This window comes from Ruegeria sp. CJ2 (genome assembly GCF_056536745.1).
In genome coordinates this window covers 36,255-50,839 of the sequence record NZ_JBQFQF010000016.1, presented here as the reverse complement: position 1 = coordinate 50,839, position 14,585 = coordinate 36,255, and the positions used below count along the sequence as shown (strand labels likewise).

Genomic DNA, 14,585 nt, shown 5'->3' with positions numbered 1-14,585 from the left:
CATGTTATAAAAAATATCTGATATTTTTTAAAATATCAACTTTAAATGCTGAGAAGGAAATGAAAACGCCCGGGCAACGACCCGGGCGTGTTTTGCACTCGTGTTGGCAAAGCCTTAAAGAGTGACCCAGCCCCCTCCGGACTGATGAGAGCGCACAGAGGCGTCAATGAATCGGACACCGTCTGCGCCTTGTTCGACACTGGGATAGGTCAGCCAATCGGCCGGAACAGTGACGCCATCCCGACGCGCGGCTACGGCCATGGCAAATTCCGTATAGAGGTTGGCCCAAGCTTCGATAATCCCCTCGGGGAAGCCGCGCGCGGTCCGGATCAGACGTTCTGCGCCGGGTCCGATACCATGCCCGTGACCTCGGCTGATGATACGATCCGGCTCACCGAACCGATTGAACTTCAGCCGTTCCGAATTCTCCAAATCCCACTCGAGACCTCCTTCGCTCCCGAATATCCGCAACCGCAACCCACCCCGATTTCCCGGGGCTAGGCGTGTCGCCATCAGGGTTCCCGGAACCTCGTTTTGGTAGCGGGTGAACATGAACACCGTGTCTTCCAAGGGCTTTGGCGCGCCGCAGACATGAAACTCGGCCCGTAGGTCGGTCAAAGGCAGGCCCGAGACAAGACTGGCGAGATGCGCGGCATGGGTGCCGATATCGCCGACACAACTGGTCGGGCCAGAAATCTTTGGGTCCAGCCGCCATTTGACATGCGGCGCATCGGCGACATCTTCGGGCGTCATCCAGTCTTGCAAGAACTCGACGTGGATTTGGTTAATTTTACCGATGCCGCTTTCCGCTACGATTTGTTTGGCCTGACGGATGACCGGAAAGCACGACATCGCATAGCCGACGGCAAAGATCTGTCCCGTGCGTGCGGCGATTTCCTCAAGCCCCTCGGCCTCGGCGACTTCGTTGGTCAGGGGCTTGTCGCACAGCACGTCAATGCCCGCCTCCAGAAACGCCTTCGCCGCGCCGAAATGAACGTGGTTCGGGGTCGTGATCATGACGGCATCTACGCCATCCGGCCGCGCCGCCTCGGTCCGCGCCATCTCCTCGAACGACGCATAGCATCTGTCTGACGGCAGGAACCACTCGGCCCCGCGCGCCATGCTACGAGCGGCATCTGAACTGAGAGCGCCTGCGGCGACCTCCCACCGGTCGGTCATCCGCGCTGCCGTTGCCTGCGTGACTGAAATACGTCCACCGCCAACAACGCCCAGACGCAAACGGCGAGACAAGCGGGGGAAAAGACCGTCAAAGTTCAGGTCTTCGGGTAAAAGTCTCTCAGCCATTCTGAACCTCCATTTCCGGGACCCGGACACCTTCCGGCAGCATTTCCACCGCCATGAAGATGCTGGGGGTAATCGTCTCGTATTGATGCCAGGGATAGTTGCCTTCAGCGTCATACATCGGCCTGTGCGTCGTGCCGGGGGCCATGAATTCTTCGAGGTAAAGGGTTTCAACATCCCGCTCACGGCATTGCTGCATCTTACCGAAGCCCACGATTTGCGTATGCACTTCGCGGAACCCCGGTACCGGGCAGAACGGATGATCCTTGTGCAATCCGACATTCAGCGGCACCGAGCCGGAATGGTACATGGTAAGTCCAACGTTACCCACGAAGACCTTTGGCGACATGTAGTGGCTGACACCGCGCAAACGCTCCTCTTGGCGGATATCAAAAGCAGATGGCCATGTCTCTTTCACCTGTGCGAACAACGCGTCGTCATCGGCATGGACGTCAAAACCGTGGACAATGACTGCGCGCTCCACACCTTTGAGAGAGCCATCTTGTACGATAACGGACGAAAGCGGCGCAACGGCCTGATCTTCGACCGAAAGGTCTCGCCCCCCAAGGTTAAGGACGATGGCGCGACCCTCGATAGAAATCCTGCGCTCGCCAGCGATGTGCTGGACGCGAAAGAATGGCTGAGCAAAGTCGAGTGTCTCAATCGGCATGAACCAATTCCTTTCTCTCATCATCAAGGAAATCGACCGGCAAAGGCTTCGGAGCCGCGCAACGGCTTTCTATCGTCTGATAGGCGCCAAATTTCGGTGCCCGTTCGATCGCGTCCATGACCTCGAAAACGTGGTAGGCAAGCGCTCCACTTGCACGGGGTTGGCGTCCTACTTGCGCCGCCAGAGCCAGATCCAAAAGACCGAGCCCGCGGCTATCTTCATTGAACCCGTGTTTGTTTTCCACAACCTGCCAGTCTTCGCGACCGGTTGGGCGCGGCTGATGAGACCAGCGCGAGGTCTCTCGCGTTTTCAGCCAGACATCGCCCTGAAAGATGTTGGCTCCATGAACCGGGTCAGGGTCAGGGATGCTGATGGTGCCGTTTTCACCATAGATCTCGAACCGCGGAGTTTCGCTGTCCCAGACGTCGAAGCTCATGGTCATCGACCCTATAGCTCCGGATGAGAATTGCAGCAGGCTTAGGGAATGCGTGTCGACTTCGACATCCATCCATTCGCCGTTGCGAGGGCCATTTTCGATCATCCTTTTGTCGAATGTGCGCCGAGCCATTCCCGCAACCCGGTCAATTTGCCCAAGGCAAAATATCATGGCGGTCAGATAATACGGCCCAAGGTCCAGCAAGGGCCCGCCCCCGGCCTGATAGTAGAAATCCGGGTTGGGATGATGGCGTTCCGTCCCGTGCGTTCCGACATGGGCAAAAACCCCTGTCGGTTTGCCAATGGCACCCTCGTCGATCAGGCGCCGAACGGTCTGCCAGCGACCGCCCAGAAATGTGTCGGGGGCGCAACCGACCAGTAATCCCTTTTCAGAGGCCATGTGCAGGATCGCCTTACCGTCCGTTCGGTTCATGACCAGCGGCTTTTCGGAATAGACGTGCTTGCCCGCCTCCAACGCACGCAAACTGATTTCCGCATGCGCCGCTGGAATTGTCAGATTCAGAACGCAGTCTATCGTCGGATCGTCAAACACCTCATCTGGCGTGCAAGCCCTGGCGACACCGTATTGATCCGCTTTGGCACGGCTTTCCAAAGGATCGAGGCTTGCGCAAGCCACGACCTCGACGTTTAAGAATTTGGATAGTGTCTTTAGATAGATATCGCTGATACGACCACAACCGATAAGGCCGACCCGGAAGGATTTCGATGTCTCACCTGTCATCATTCCTGTCTTCGTAGAGGGGTAAGTAATTTGGGGGCATCGGCCCCTTGTTCCGACCGCCTTGGCCCATCTGCTCCCAGGCGTGGGCGAGTATTCCGACCGAGCGGGACAGGCAGAACAACCCACGCGACAAAGGCGCAGGAAAGCCAAGCTCGCAGAAGATCACGGCAGTCGCGCCGTCGATATTCATGGCAATTGGCCGACCGCCGCGTTGACGACCGAGTTCGGCCTGAACCTCTTCTCCGATATCGGCAAACCGGCCAGAAACTGTGCCTTCGGCCGCCGCATCTCGAACAAGTTGCATCAATCGTGGTGCGCGTGGGTCGACGGGTTTGTGGAATCTGTGACCAAAGCCCGAGACGATCTTGCCGTAGGCCCCGCGCCAGCTGTCCAGACCGTCCTTCACTGCGTCATTCAACGATGCTCCGCAATCCATGCGAGCTGCGATATCATAGTACAGCTCTGCACACTGCTCTCCTGCCCCGCCGTGCACGTCGCCCAGCATGTTCACCGCAGTCGCCATCGCATTATTGAGACCTACCCCGCAGGTGGCAGCCATCCGCGCAGCCGCAATCGAGGGGGCTTGCGGGCCGTGATCCACGCCTGCGACCAAAGCCGCCTCGAACAGGCGCGCTTGCGCGTCGCTGGGCAGATCACCCCGCACCATCAGCCAGATCATCTGCGGGAATGATACGTTCCCGATCAGGTCCTCTATCGCGTTGCCACGAAATGCGATCTGTCCGGGTTTCATGTCGATGATCGAGGTGCGCCACCATTGGCGAACGGCGCGCTCATCGCTTGTCATCTGTGTGGTCATTACGTCTGCACCTCTTTCACCGCATGGGTTTTGCTTTGCGCGGCGAGGCGAATGGGTGCGTTACGCGCACCGTAACCGGCATAGCCCATGCGACGTTCAACTATTTCGAAGAAGAAGCCGTTGAAGATGGGGCGGCTGTAGATCTGAAAATACTCGGCACCCACCGCCCGGTCATAAAGTATGTTGCCCCGGCGCATTTGGTCGATCAGATCTTCATCCAACCCGAAAGTCGCTTGCAGATCGGCGTAGTAGTTTTCCGGAATGGACAGGCTGGGAAAGCCGGAATTGCGCAATTGCTCCGAGGTTTCAAAAATATCATCCGACTGGAAGGCAATGTGCTGAACACCAGCCCCAAAGCCATCTTCAAGGAATGATGCCGCCAGAGTTCGGCGCCCTACGGCCCCGTTCAGGTTCAGGCGCACTTCGCCTTCGGGACTTTCGATAGCCTGGCTTTGCACGACACCAGACGGGTCGGCGACGTTCACGATAGGGGATTTTGCCATCTCGAACGTCGAAATGTAGTAGAGCAGCCAGCTTTGCATCTCATCGTGACGCATCGTCTGCGCCAGATGGTCGATACGACGCAGACCGGCAGGTTGGGTGGCTTTGGTTTTCGCAACCGGCTCGAACTCAATGTCCCATACCCGATGCAGATCAGATTTCTCATCAATGAAATGGACAACATTGCCACCAACACCTCGGATGGCCGGGATGTCCAGTTCCCCGGTCCCCACCGGCTGTGAGAAATTCGGCGCGCCCAACGCGGTCGCCCGCTGAACCGTTTGATCCGCATCTTTGACACGCAACCCCATGTCGCAAACGGAGGGGCCGTGACCCAGGAACGCCGAATGTGCGAAGCCTTCCTTTTCGGTATTCACAACGATGTTTATCGCGCCCTGCCGCCACAGTTCGACGGACTTGGTGACGTGTTTTCTCTCCATTCGAAAACACATTGCTGACAACATATCTGCCAGTTGCGCGCCGCTTACCTCGTCGGCTGTAAATTCGACGAATTCAAAGCCTGACGCATAGACGCGTTCCGGCAGGTCCGGGATGCCGAATCCAGCTCCCGGCTCGGTCCGCGACACCTCATCCAAAAGGTTCACCAGCGACCTGTAGCTGTCTCGGGCCAGTGTGCGGCCGCCAGGTTGCGGCGCTGCTTCGTTGACGCGCGCGATGGACCAAGGCCCTTTGTATCCGGCGCGGGACAACACCCGCACAAAGCCTGCAAGGTTCAGCGATCCAAGACCGGGCAAAAGCCCGAAGTGCCGTTTGAGCCGACGTATATCCATCTCAAGTCGCGGTGCATCGGACAGTTGCACATGGAACAGCCGCTCTCCGGGAATGTCCCGAAGGCGGGCGGGTTTGGACCCGTCGGCAAGCGAGAAGAAGGAATTCAAAGCCAACCCCAGATGAGGGCTGCCGATGGCTTCGACCACGCCTAACGCCTGTTCATCCGAGTGAATAAGATCCGACCAAGGCAAACCCATATAGGCCAGACGCACCCCCATCTCTTTCGCGATCTGGGCCGCCTCGCCAAGATCTGCGATGACCTGATCTTCGGTCACAGCCGCATCGACCTCGAAGGCAGACCCAATGAGCAGCAATTCCGTTCCCAGCTCGCTCATCAGGTCGAGTTTGCGTTTCAGCCGATCAAAGGCACGCTCCCGTCCAGCGTCGGCCTGACCTTCAAGGTTATGGAAGGGTTGTAGCAGGCAAATCTTCAGGCCGAGGTCCGATGCAATCTCGCGAACTTGCGATGGCGGTCCGTCAAAAGCGGTCAAATCCGGTTCGTGTAATTCGACACCCCCGAACCCCGCGTCAGCGATGGCATGAAGTTTCTCCGCCAGGTCACCGGGGATCGACGTTGTCGAAACCGACAGGCACATTATCCCTGATATCCAAACATACGCGGCAACCACAGGACCAGATCCGGCATCAGCATCATGATCACCAAGGCGAAGATGAGAACCGCGAGGAAGGCCCAAATTTCCGAGATGATTTCGCGCAGCGGAATGTCCGTCACGGCGTTGATCACAAAGAGTAGAATACCATAGGGCGGTGTGATCAGACCGATCATCGAGTTCACGACGACCAGCACCCCGAAATGCACCAGATCAACCCCAAGCGCTTCGCAGGTTGGAATGAACAGCGGCACGATCACCAGAATGATCGTTGTTGCGTCTAGCACGCACCCCAGCGCGAGGATCAGCAGGTTAACCAGGATCAGGAACACAATCGGGCTGACATCCGAACCCTCCAACAGGGCCGAGATGGACTGCGGTATTTGCTCCTGAATGACGATGAAGTTCAGAATGAACGCGCCGCCAATGACCACCCCGACGGCGGCGGAGGAGCGCGCGCTGTCGACGAACACTTGATAAAGGCCACGGAAGGTCAGTGCGCGGTAGAACAGCGCGGCCAGTAGCAGGGCGTAAAATGCAGCCACGGCTGCAGCCTCGGTCGGCGTGGTGACACCACCATATATGCCGTACAGCAGGATTGCGGGCATCAGCAGTGCCGGGAACGCGTTGGCGGTTTTTGCCGGCAATTCACGCAGCGGAACAGGTTCTTCCAATGCAAAGTTCCGCTTTCCGGCCAGATAGTAGTTCATCGCCATGAGGACGACGCCCATGATCAGGCCCGGCAGAATCCCTGCCAGGAACAGCGACCCGATAGACGCCTTTGAGACCAGCGCATACAGAACCATTGGGATCGAGGGCGGAATGATCGGGCCGATGGTCGCCGACGCCGCGGTAATCGCAGCAGCATAACCTCGGCTGTAGCGGCCATCCTTGGTCATCATCTCAATGATGATCTTGCCGATCCCCGCAGCATCTGCGACGGCAGAGCCGGACATGCCGGAGAAAATCAACGACGCGACCACGTTGACGTGCCCGAGGCCGCCCTTGAACCGACCGACAGCAGCGACGCAGAAGTTCAGCAGGCGGTCCGTGATCGACCCCGCATTCATGATATTCGCGGCAACGATGAACAAAGGCACGGCAAGCAGGATCGTGCTTTTGTAAAAGCCTTGCAGGATCTTCTCGCCCGCGAGGGCGACGTCCAGTCCGGCCGTGCCCAGGTACACTAATGAGGCCAAAAGGATGGAATAGCCGATAGGTGTCCCGATGCCTGCCAGAAGAAAGAGAGCGAGCAGGCAGGAAAGAAGTTCAAAACTCATTTCTTAACTTCCTCGTCCTTTTCGACGTCGACACGGGGGTGGTCGTCAACCACGTTGTACCCAACGACCAGTTCCAGCTCTGTCTTTGGTGGGCCATTACGCAGGATGTCAAAGAACAGCCATCCATACCGCGCGGCCACGACCAGCATGAACACCGCATAAATTGAGAACACGGTGCGCAGCGGTATCTTTTCACCCGAGAACGGGTTGCGCACCGTCGAGGTTTTGCGAATTTTCATCCAGTCGATGTAGTCCCACGTCGGCAGGAAGCTGTAGAGCATCCCGACCACAATTGCTGCGGCCGCCAGCATCGCAAAGACCTGCCGCACGCGCATCGGTACCGAAAGATAGATGATGTCGAACTTCACGTGATCCCGTTCGCGCACGATGAAGGCACAACTAAAGAAGATCACCCAGACCCAGAGGATGCCAATCAGTTCAAGCGTCCAGCCAGCGGGGGTAAAGAAGTAGCGCAAGAGAATTTGCAATAGGAAGATCAGGAAGATTGCCGCCAGCATCCCGCCGGCAATCGCTTCGGTCAGTCGGGAGAACCCCTTGATAAAGGCTTTCATTATGGTTCTCCCTCCCTTGCCTTACTAGGCTCAGTTACCCAGAGCGTTGATTTGATCCAGAACGCCTTCGGGCCATGAGCCTGCGAACTCGCTATCCAGATACATAGACTGTACCTGATCGCGGAACGCCGCGAGATCGGGTTCGTAGATCTCCATGCCCTGCTCTTTCAGGAAGCTGACAAGATCCTCTTCTTTCTGAAGTTGCTTCTGACGGCCTGATTCAGCCGCTGCGTCCGCAGCTTCCTGAACCTTGGCTTGCTGTTCCGGTGTCAGCCCGTCCCAAACCTCTTTGCCGATGGCGATGTAGTTCAAGTCGACCAAGTGCGATGTCAGGACGATCTGATTGGTCACTTCATAAAACTTGGCATCGACCACGGTCGGCAGCGGGTTGTCCTGACCGTCAACGGCACCGGTCGACAGCGCTGTGTAGACCTCTGAGAACGCCATTGGTGTCGGGGCGGCACCCAGCGCTTTGCCAAGGAACTGCCACGCATCTGTGCCCGGCATCCGCAGGTTCACACCCTCCAGATCAGCCGGGGTGCTGACGGTCAGTTCATCCTTGGGTTGGCGCAGGTTCACCTGACGACGGCCCAGATACATGACCGACAGCAGTTTGACGCCCAGCTCTTCTTCGGCCTTTTGCTTGAAAGCATCCATCAAGGGATCGTTGAAGACGGCCACCTGATGCGCGGCGTCCTGATGGACATAGCCTGCGGTAAAGATCGAAAACTCGGGGAAGAACTGAGCCAGTTCCTGCGCCGAGGTGATCGACATTTCCAGGTTACCCCGGCTGATGGCGTCCAATTCGGTGCCTTGGGCGAAGATGGTTCCGTTATAGCTGGGTTCGTAGCTTGCGAAATCAGCGACCATGGGTGCGAAAACCTCGGCCATGGCGACCGAGCGCTGGTCGGTCTCGGAACCTGATGTTGCGAGGCGAAGTTGGACTTTGTCGTCCGCCAGCGCACCACTTGTTGCGCTAAACAGAACACCGGTTGCAACCAGGGCTGATACAGCAGCCCGGCGGGTAAGTTTGGTAATCACTTTGCTCCTCCCTGAGACATCATGATGCATTTTTCCGATTCTGAGCTTTGACCTATTTTGGACATTTTGCAAGATTTTTTACAAAATATCAGATATTTTTCATTACCTGCAATCTCTGTTGCTGCGTTTCCTGAAGATTTCTTATCCTGACAGTCTCGCCAGTCCTGCAGGAATTCTGAATAGCTTCAATAACTTGAAGCGTTCTGAAACCTTCCCATCCAGACACAATCGGCACTGCTTCGTGCCGGGCGACTTCAACAAAGTGCCTGAGTTGATTGACCAGAGGGTCAGACGCACCCTTCTTCAGCGCGGTTGATGAGATTGGCGTCCACCAATCCCTTTGCTCACTCTGGTAACTCCACAATCGAAGATCGGGAACGGACAACGAACCATGAGAGCCGCCTATCATGTAGCTACTCTCAGTGGTTGAAGGATAGATTGGATATTCCCGAGACGTCATCTCCCAGCTCCACGGAGCGACGATGCTATCGGACACACTTATGGTCCCTATCGCTCCGCTTTCGAACGTCAAAAGCGCCCCGGCAACATCTTCGTTGTCGTAACCCCGCTGCGATGAGGCCGACTGAGCCTGAACGGTCACAACTTCTCCGGCCAAATACCGCAGCAGATCCACATCGTGGACAAGATTGACAGAGATGGGCCCTGCACCGGGTTTCTTTCTCCAGGGCGCAGCATCAAAATACTCGTCTGGCTTATAGAACCAGCAATTCGCATGGACAGCGCGCACATCTCCAATCTTCCCATCGACAATGGCTTCCTTAGCCGACCGGATCAGAGGATTGTGTCTGCGATGATGTCCGACCATCAGTGGCACATTGGCCTGCTCCGCTGCTTGAACAAGCTCAAGTGCAGCGGTGGCTTCTACAGCGATCGGTTTTTCGACAAGAACAGGACACCCATGTCGAACACACGTGAGGCCTTGTTCAACATGAAGCGTGGTCGGGGTGGCAAGAACAGCTCCGTCCGGCGTCTGATGTGCAAACATATCCTCGAGGGTCTCGTAACATGCGACCGCATGCTCAGCGGCGTAAGCACGACCTTCATCGCTGGGGTCGACCACCGCGACGAGATCAACATGGCGCAACGCTCGGATAGCGTCCGCGTGGCGGCGTCCAACAAGACCAATGCCGACAATGGCAATGCGAAAGTTCTTAGACACTTTGCTTCCTTCCGGAGGGTCCGGACAATACCGAAACCGATGATTGAGATCGTGCTGCTTTGCCCAATTTGGCCACGACCGTATTGGGGTTTTTGCGATTCCGCAATAATGTATGATATTTTTATTTTTACCATACATCAGTTTGGATTGCTGATGTCTCTGAAAAATGTTAATTGAACGAGGAAACTGATAATATCGGGTGAAACGCATGGCGAAACAGCCGTCTACGATAGGTGCAAGCACCTATCAGCGCATCAAGCGGGACATCATCTTCGGGGAGCTGCAACCCGGCTCCAAACTGAAGCTGGACGCCTTGAAGGAACGCTACTCGGCAAGCCTTTCGACACTTCGTGAAACGCTGAACAGGCTCGCCAGCGACGGATTTGTCGAAGCTCCCGAGCAACGGGGTTTCCTGGTCACGCCGGTTTCACGAGAAGACCTGACCGAGATATCAGAGCTGCGTGTCCTGTTGGAATGCCACGCGTTGGAGTTGTCCATTGCGAACGGCGACACGGATTGGGAAGGCAACCTGGTTGCCGCACACCACAAACTGCACCTGATGGAACAGCAGCTTCTCAAGGGCGACGAGTCCGAGAAAGAAACCTGGAAACGATATGATTGGGAGTTTCATCAAGCGATGATCGCGGCCTGCAACTCCAAGAACCTTCTGTCTCTGCACTCGATCATCTACGACAAGTACCTGCGGTATCAGATGCTCGTACTAACCTATCGCGGCGAAGAGGCCGTCAAGGAGCACAAGGGCATGTTCGATGCTGCGCTAGCCAGAGACGCTGACACCGCCAAGAGGCTGTTGGAAGATCACATTCGAAATGGCCTCGAGCATACGTTGGAGGCTATGTGACATTCACAGCGACCGAGACCGCCAGAACACTCAACTTGGAACTGCACAGCCAGTTCCGACCTCTCTTGATTGAAATCGCCGCGTGGTTTTGAAAAACCCAGGTTATTCATAGTTTTCAATAACGGCACACAGTCAGTAGGGACGCGCATAACAATGCTTTCTTTCCGTTGATTTCATTCAGGAAATTCACGTGTGTTCGCCTATAATTTTGCGCGGTTTTTGCGCATAAGCTTGCACGATTTGCCCCTAACTCTGCACTGTTGAAGGAACTCGTTCAATTTCTGGTAATTGCCGTGCAAGCCAGTCAGTTAAAAGCGTTATCCCGCAATCAAAAGTGCACTTAAATCAGCATTGGCACCGAGATGGTCAGGCCCGCCCTTTCACCAAATTCCTATAAGCTGACGGCGACATTCCAGACCATTTTCGAAAGGCCCTCGAAAACGCAGTGGGGTCTGCGTAGCCAAGCCGCAGTGCGGTCTCACCAACGGACTTCCCTGCCGGACCCAGCAGTTTCTTTGCCTCTTCCAGTTTGACACCAGATATCACCTGAGAGGCTGATTGCCCGTAAGGGGCCAGCCGATTGTTCAATGTCTCCCGGTGGAAACCGCATAGACGTGCCAGTTCGTCTACTCCAAATCCCGGCTCGCCAAGATGAATCCGGATCAGGCCCTGAAGCCCGGCTAAGAAATCTTGAGGCGCATACTGGTCGGGGGTAGCGCCTGTCATATCTGACGGGTTTTCCAATGTTTCCGAGAGCAACTGATGGCTCAGCCAGGTTGAGGGAAACCGGATCGAAAAGCCCTGTGGACTGCACTTGATGGCTTGAACACCATGAAAATGCTTGGGCAGCACGTCAGGTTCGCTGACCCGTAAGATGATCTGGCTCGGGTCCCACCTAAAATCCAGAACCCGGTGCAGTAATGATATCCAGATGCTCGCCAGAAATGCGTCGGTCTGTCCGGGTGAGACCGAAATCGTGAATTTCCGCTTGGCACTGAAATAAGCGTGCTCTCCTTCCACAAGCAGCGATTGCGTGACCGCATTGGATTCTTTCGAGACGGCTTGAGTGTAGCGCGTAAAGAAGTCGCCCAGCGTCAACGCCTCGGCCAACATGTCACCAAGAGGCAGAAACCGAACAAGGTCAATTGATTGACCAACTTGCGCGCAGAAGTCCGGTGATGTTGCGTCAGCAGCGGCTTGATGGATTTTATAAATCGTCTCGTGTGGCAGGAAATTCTGGCGATCCATCACGTGGGATTCGCTCACGCCCAGAGGGTCTAGAACGAAAGCCGGTTCAACACCGGCGCCACGCAAAGCAGCTACAACGGGTGCAGCAACCGATGCCCGAACCAACGGCAAAGCCTTCTTTGTGTTTTGGTCAAATGCGTCCATGTCGCCCTCAAATATCATGAAGGTAACGACAGAAAGACAGCAAGCACACAAAAAGGTGCCAAAAGCTTGCAGAATGCCAAGTTAATTTGGCAAAGCCTGTCATGCTGTCAGGCAATATCCGGCAATCACTCTAAAATCACATTCGGAAATATACATCTGTGATTCGCATTTGGAGAACCTCGATGACGCCGAAATTCAAACACATGGTGGCCATGACAGCCTTTTCTGCAAGCCTGGCAATCGCGGGCCAAGGTTCTGCGCAGGAAGAAAAGTTTCCGATCCTCTTTACCAACGTCCACGTGTTTAACGGTGTCGATGAACAGCGAATTGAGAACGCAAACGTCCTGGTCGTGGACAACCTGATCGCAGAAGTATCAGCGGAACCGCTGGCCGTTGCCAATGCCCAGATTATTGACGGTGGAGGTCGAACGCTGATGCCGGGCTTGATCGATGCCCACGTGCATATGGCAATCACCGAGCCTGTCGCGGACCTGAGGGACAACTTCGACTGGATGTACTGGGGCGCGGTTTCCACAATTGAAGCTGAGAAAATGCTGCTGCGTGGTTTTACAACCGTTCGGGATGCGGGTGGCCCGGCAATTGGTCTGCAAAAAGCTATAGATCGCGGCAAGGCCGTGGGGCCAAGGATTTACGCATCAGGGCCGGTCATCTCGCAGACTTCCGGACATGGCGAGCATCGGGTCTATACCGAACCCCATCCGAACTTCATGGGGGCGCAGCCGTCTTTCTTCAACCAGCATGTCGAGTTCCTGGCCGATGGCGTCCCCGAGGTTTTGCGGGCAACGCGCGAAGCCCTGCGCATGGGCGCGGTGCAGATCAAGGTAATGGCAGGCGGTGGTGTGTCATCTTCAGTTGATCCGTTGCACACCGTTCAGGGATTGCCGGAAGAGTTGGAGGCATCGGTTCGCGCAGCCGCCGATTGGGGGACGTATGTGATGGTCCACGCCTATAACGACGACTCGATCCTGCGGTCACTGGAAGCGGGCGTCATCAGCATAGAACATGGGCAACTGATGACTGAAGTATCAGCGCAGGCCATCAAGGATTCTGGCGCCTGGATTGTCCCGTTTTATTCTCTGCTTGGGCTTGATGAGGAAGTTATCAAGAAGGCGCTTGGACCTGCGGCAGCACCCAAATTCCTTGATGTTCAGGCAGGTGCGCGCAATCAGATGAAACTGTTGAAAGAGTATGAGATCGAAAACGTCGCATTCTCGACCGATATCATCGGTGACCCGGTGGCTCTGGCCAAGCAGAATGACGAGTTCAAATACCGGCTGGAGGCGTGGACTTCACACGAAATCCTACAACAGGCCACGTCTAAATCGGCAGCACTTCTAGCACTGTCAGGAGAACTCAACCCCTACAAAGCTGGCCCGCTGGGCGTGATTCAACAGGGAGCTTATGCCGATCTGCTGCTTGTTGAAGGTAACCCGGTCGAAGATGCCGAGATCCTGGTCGACTACACCAACAATATCGACCTGATCATGAAAGATGGTGTGATCTACAAGAATACACTCGATTGAGTGTCGCGCTGGGTGAATTTACCTCGGCATCCCGCGCATCCCCAGCTTTACAAATGGGAGCCTATTAAAGTGAGAAATCGAGCCAAACTGACTTTTGCTCCAACGGTTCTCGCGTATTTCTTGGCTTTGCCGGTTCATTCGGAAGGCTCACGTATCGAATGGGCAGACTTGGTCGATGAAACCGCTCAGGATTATGAAGATCCTTTCGTCGAATTGACGGGCAAACAGCTTAACGCGCTTCGCAAATTGGTCCGGTTGCGTGCACAGCAAGAAAAAGGCGGGTCGACGCCAGAGCTGTTGGATCAGACTAAACTGGATATCGAGGCGACCGAAGCAAACCTTGCTGAGGAAGGCGTTGATGCGGACTGGCTGATTTCCCAACGCTGGGTTGTGATGGAAAGACGTGAGCAGGCGGGCACGGCCGCTAACCTTGATTATGATGGTGCAACCGTTTCATTGGGCGGATTTGTGATCCCGGCACCCCCGACGAAGATGGCTCCCAAATGGCATATATCGTGCCGGAACGTGGAATGTGCAGCCACGTACCGCCTCCGCCACCAAACCAGATGGTGCGTTTGCGCCTGAGTGATTCCTGGGCGCCATCGACCGTCTACGAACCCATCGTTGTAACTGGTCAAATCAGGATCGACCCGACGCAGAAGGAAATGCTGGTTGTTGACGGTCCTGTCCTCATGAAGGCTGGGTTTACCTTGGAGGTCGATGACGTTCAGACTTTTGGACCAACCAAGACTTCCGAAGAGGCTGCAACCAATAAGGCAAGTGTGCTGATGGGAAGGATCAAAGCAACTGGCGGGGCTATCAAAGGCGAATAGTGACACGGCCC

Annotated in this window: 14 protein-coding genes; 4 read left to right on the top strand and 10 right to left on the bottom strand. The window is 55.7% G+C overall.

All coding sequences use genetic code 11. The annotated features are described in order from the left end of the window. Nucleotides 1–114: 114 nt before the first annotated feature. The 9 genes from ACR0MS_RS18640 to ACR0MS_RS18600 all read right to left on the bottom strand — a co-directional run bounded on the left by ACR0MS_RS18640 (nucleotide 115) and on the right by ACR0MS_RS18600 (nucleotide 10,153). The gene (locus ACR0MS_RS18640; protein WP_480577168.1) at nucleotides 115–1,305 is read right to left on the bottom strand and encodes a Gfo/Idh/MocA family protein; all 1,191 of its coding nucleotides are present in this window, start codon (nucleotides 1,303–1,305) and stop codon (nucleotides 115–117) included. Continuing rightward, nucleotides 1,298–1,972: a hypothetical protein gene (locus tag ACR0MS_RS18635; RefSeq protein ID WP_480577166.1), complete on the bottom strand. Its 675-nt coding sequence runs from the start codon at nucleotides 1,970–1,972 to the stop codon at nucleotides 1,298–1,300. Before ACR0MS_RS18635 ends, ACR0MS_RS18640 begins: the two co-directional genes overlap by 8 nt. Continuing rightward, nucleotides 1,962–3,152, bottom strand: a complete 1,191-nt coding sequence (locus ACR0MS_RS18630) for a Gfo/Idh/MocA family protein (protein WP_480686341.1) — start codon at nucleotides 3,150–3,152, stop codon at nucleotides 1,962–1,964. Before ACR0MS_RS18630 ends, ACR0MS_RS18635 begins: the two co-directional genes overlap by 11 nt. After that, the gene (locus ACR0MS_RS18625) at nucleotides 3,139–3,954 is read right to left on the bottom strand and encodes a citryl-CoA lyase (protein WP_480577253.1); all 816 of its coding nucleotides are present in this window, start codon (nucleotides 3,952–3,954) and stop codon (nucleotides 3,139–3,141) included. The genes ACR0MS_RS18630 and ACR0MS_RS18625 overlap by 14 nt, the downstream gene beginning before the upstream one ends. Before the next feature lie 11 nt (nucleotides 3,955–3,965). Then, nucleotides 3,966–5,855 carry a bifunctional sugar phosphate isomerase/epimerase/4-hydroxyphenylpyruvate dioxygenase family protein gene (locus tag ACR0MS_RS18620; protein ID WP_480577161.1) on the bottom strand — a complete coding sequence of 630 codons (1,890 nt, stop codon included), beginning with the start codon at nucleotides 5,853–5,855 and terminating at the stop codon, nucleotides 3,966–3,968. After that, nucleotides 5,855–7,150: a TRAP transporter large permease gene (locus ACR0MS_RS18615; RefSeq protein ID WP_480577158.1), complete on the bottom strand. Its 1,296-nt coding sequence runs from the start codon at nucleotides 7,148–7,150 to the stop codon at nucleotides 5,855–5,857. The genes ACR0MS_RS18620 and ACR0MS_RS18615 overlap by 1 nt, the downstream gene beginning before the upstream one ends. Further along, nucleotides 7,147–7,722, bottom strand: a complete 576-nt coding sequence (locus ACR0MS_RS18610) for a TRAP transporter small permease (protein ID WP_480577156.1) — start codon at nucleotides 7,720–7,722, stop codon at nucleotides 7,147–7,149. Before ACR0MS_RS18610 ends, ACR0MS_RS18615 begins: the two co-directional genes overlap by 4 nt. 30 nt (nucleotides 7,723–7,752) lie before the next feature. Then, nucleotides 7,753–8,763 (bottom strand): sialic acid TRAP transporter substrate-binding protein SiaP, encoded by a 1,011-nt coding sequence (locus ACR0MS_RS18605; protein ID WP_480577153.1) that lies wholly within the window; start codon nucleotides 8,761–8,763, stop codon nucleotides 7,753–7,755. A gap of 88 nt (nucleotides 8,764–8,851) precedes the next feature. After that, complete coding sequence (locus ACR0MS_RS18600) at nucleotides 8,852–10,153, bottom strand: Gfo/Idh/MocA family protein (RefSeq protein WP_480577150.1); 1,302 nt, start codon at nucleotides 10,151–10,153, stop codon at nucleotides 8,852–8,854. Between ACR0MS_RS18600 and ACR0MS_RS18595 the strand changes: the two genes are divergently transcribed. Further along, complete coding sequence (locus ACR0MS_RS18595; RefSeq protein WP_480577146.1) at nucleotides 10,152–10,805, top strand: GntR family transcriptional regulator; 654 nt, start codon at nucleotides 10,152–10,154, stop codon at nucleotides 10,803–10,805. The two genes, ACR0MS_RS18600 and ACR0MS_RS18595, sit on opposite strands and share 2 nt — an antisense overlap. 366 nt (nucleotides 10,806–11,171) lie before the next feature. On the opposite strand, the gene ACR0MS_RS18590 is transcribed toward ACR0MS_RS18595, so the two are convergent. Continuing rightward, entirely contained in the window at nucleotides 11,172–12,197 is a 1,026-nt protein-coding gene (locus tag ACR0MS_RS18590) for a helix-turn-helix domain-containing protein (RefSeq protein WP_480577143.1), read from the bottom strand. Between the two features lie 182 nt (nucleotides 12,198–12,379). Between ACR0MS_RS18590 and ACR0MS_RS18585 the strand changes: the two genes are divergently transcribed. Genes ACR0MS_RS18585 through ACR0MS_RS18575 form a run of 3 tightly spaced genes read left to right on the top strand, consistent with a single transcriptional unit; the run spans nucleotide 12,380 to nucleotide 14,574 of the window. Next, nucleotides 12,380–13,741, top strand: coding sequence for a metal-dependent hydrolase family protein (locus ACR0MS_RS18585; protein WP_480577140.1), 1,362 nt, complete (start codon nucleotides 12,380–12,382; stop codon nucleotides 13,739–13,741). Then, complete coding sequence (locus ACR0MS_RS18580; protein WP_480577256.1) at nucleotides 13,742–14,326, top strand: hypothetical protein; 585 nt, start codon at nucleotides 13,742–13,744, stop codon at nucleotides 14,324–14,326. Further along, a complete protein-coding gene (locus ACR0MS_RS18575) occupies nucleotides 14,245–14,574 on the top strand; it encodes a DUF3299 domain-containing protein (protein WP_480577137.1) in 330 nt (109 codons plus the stop codon). Before ACR0MS_RS18580 ends, ACR0MS_RS18575 begins: the two co-directional genes overlap by 82 nt. Nucleotides 14,575–14,585: the final 11 nt, after the last annotated feature.

Bases quoted from the DNA above. Each gene is read 5' to 3' on its own strand.
- ACR0MS_RS18590 (WP_480577143.1), bottom strand. From the start codon at position 12,197: ATGGACGCATTTGACCAAAACACAAAGAAGGCTTTGCCGTTGGTTCGG.
- ACR0MS_RS18595 (WP_480577146.1), top strand. From the start codon at position 10,152: ATGGCGAAACAGCCGTCTACGATAGGTGCAAGCACCTATCAGCGCATC.
- ACR0MS_RS18620 (WP_480577161.1), bottom strand. From the start codon at position 5,855: ATGTGCCTGTCGGTTTCGACAACGTCGATCCCCGGTGACCTGGCGGAG.
- ACR0MS_RS18640 (WP_480577168.1), bottom strand. From the start codon at position 1,305: ATGGCTGAGAGACTTTTACCCGAAGACCTGAACTTTGACGGTCTTTTC.
- ACR0MS_RS18585 (WP_480577140.1), top strand. From the start codon at position 12,380: ATGACGCCGAAATTCAAACACATGGTGGCCATGACAGCCTTTTCTGCA.
- ACR0MS_RS18625 (WP_480577253.1), bottom strand. From the start codon at position 3,954: ATGACAAGCGATGAGCGCGCCGTTCGCCAATGGTGGCGCACCTCGATC.
- ACR0MS_RS18610 (WP_480577156.1), bottom strand. From the start codon at position 7,722: ATGAAAGCCTTTATCAAGGGGTTCTCCCGACTGACCGAAGCGATTGCC.
- ACR0MS_RS18600 (WP_480577150.1), bottom strand. From the start codon at position 10,153: ATGCGTTTCACCCGATATTATCAGTTTCCTCGTTCAATTAACATTTTT.
- ACR0MS_RS18630 (WP_480686341.1), bottom strand. From the start codon at position 3,152: ATGATGACAGGTGAGACATCGAAATCCTTCCGGGTCGGCCTTATCGGT.
- ACR0MS_RS18635 (WP_480577166.1), bottom strand. From the start codon at position 1,972: ATGCCGATTGAGACACTCGACTTTGCTCAGCCATTCTTTCGCGTCCAG.
- ACR0MS_RS18575 (WP_480577137.1), top strand. From the start codon at position 14,245: ATGGCATATATCGTGCCGGAACGTGGAATGTGCAGCCACGTACCGCCT.
- ACR0MS_RS18615 (WP_480577158.1), bottom strand. From the start codon at position 7,150: ATGAGTTTTGAACTTCTTTCCTGCCTGCTCGCTCTCTTTCTTCTGGCA.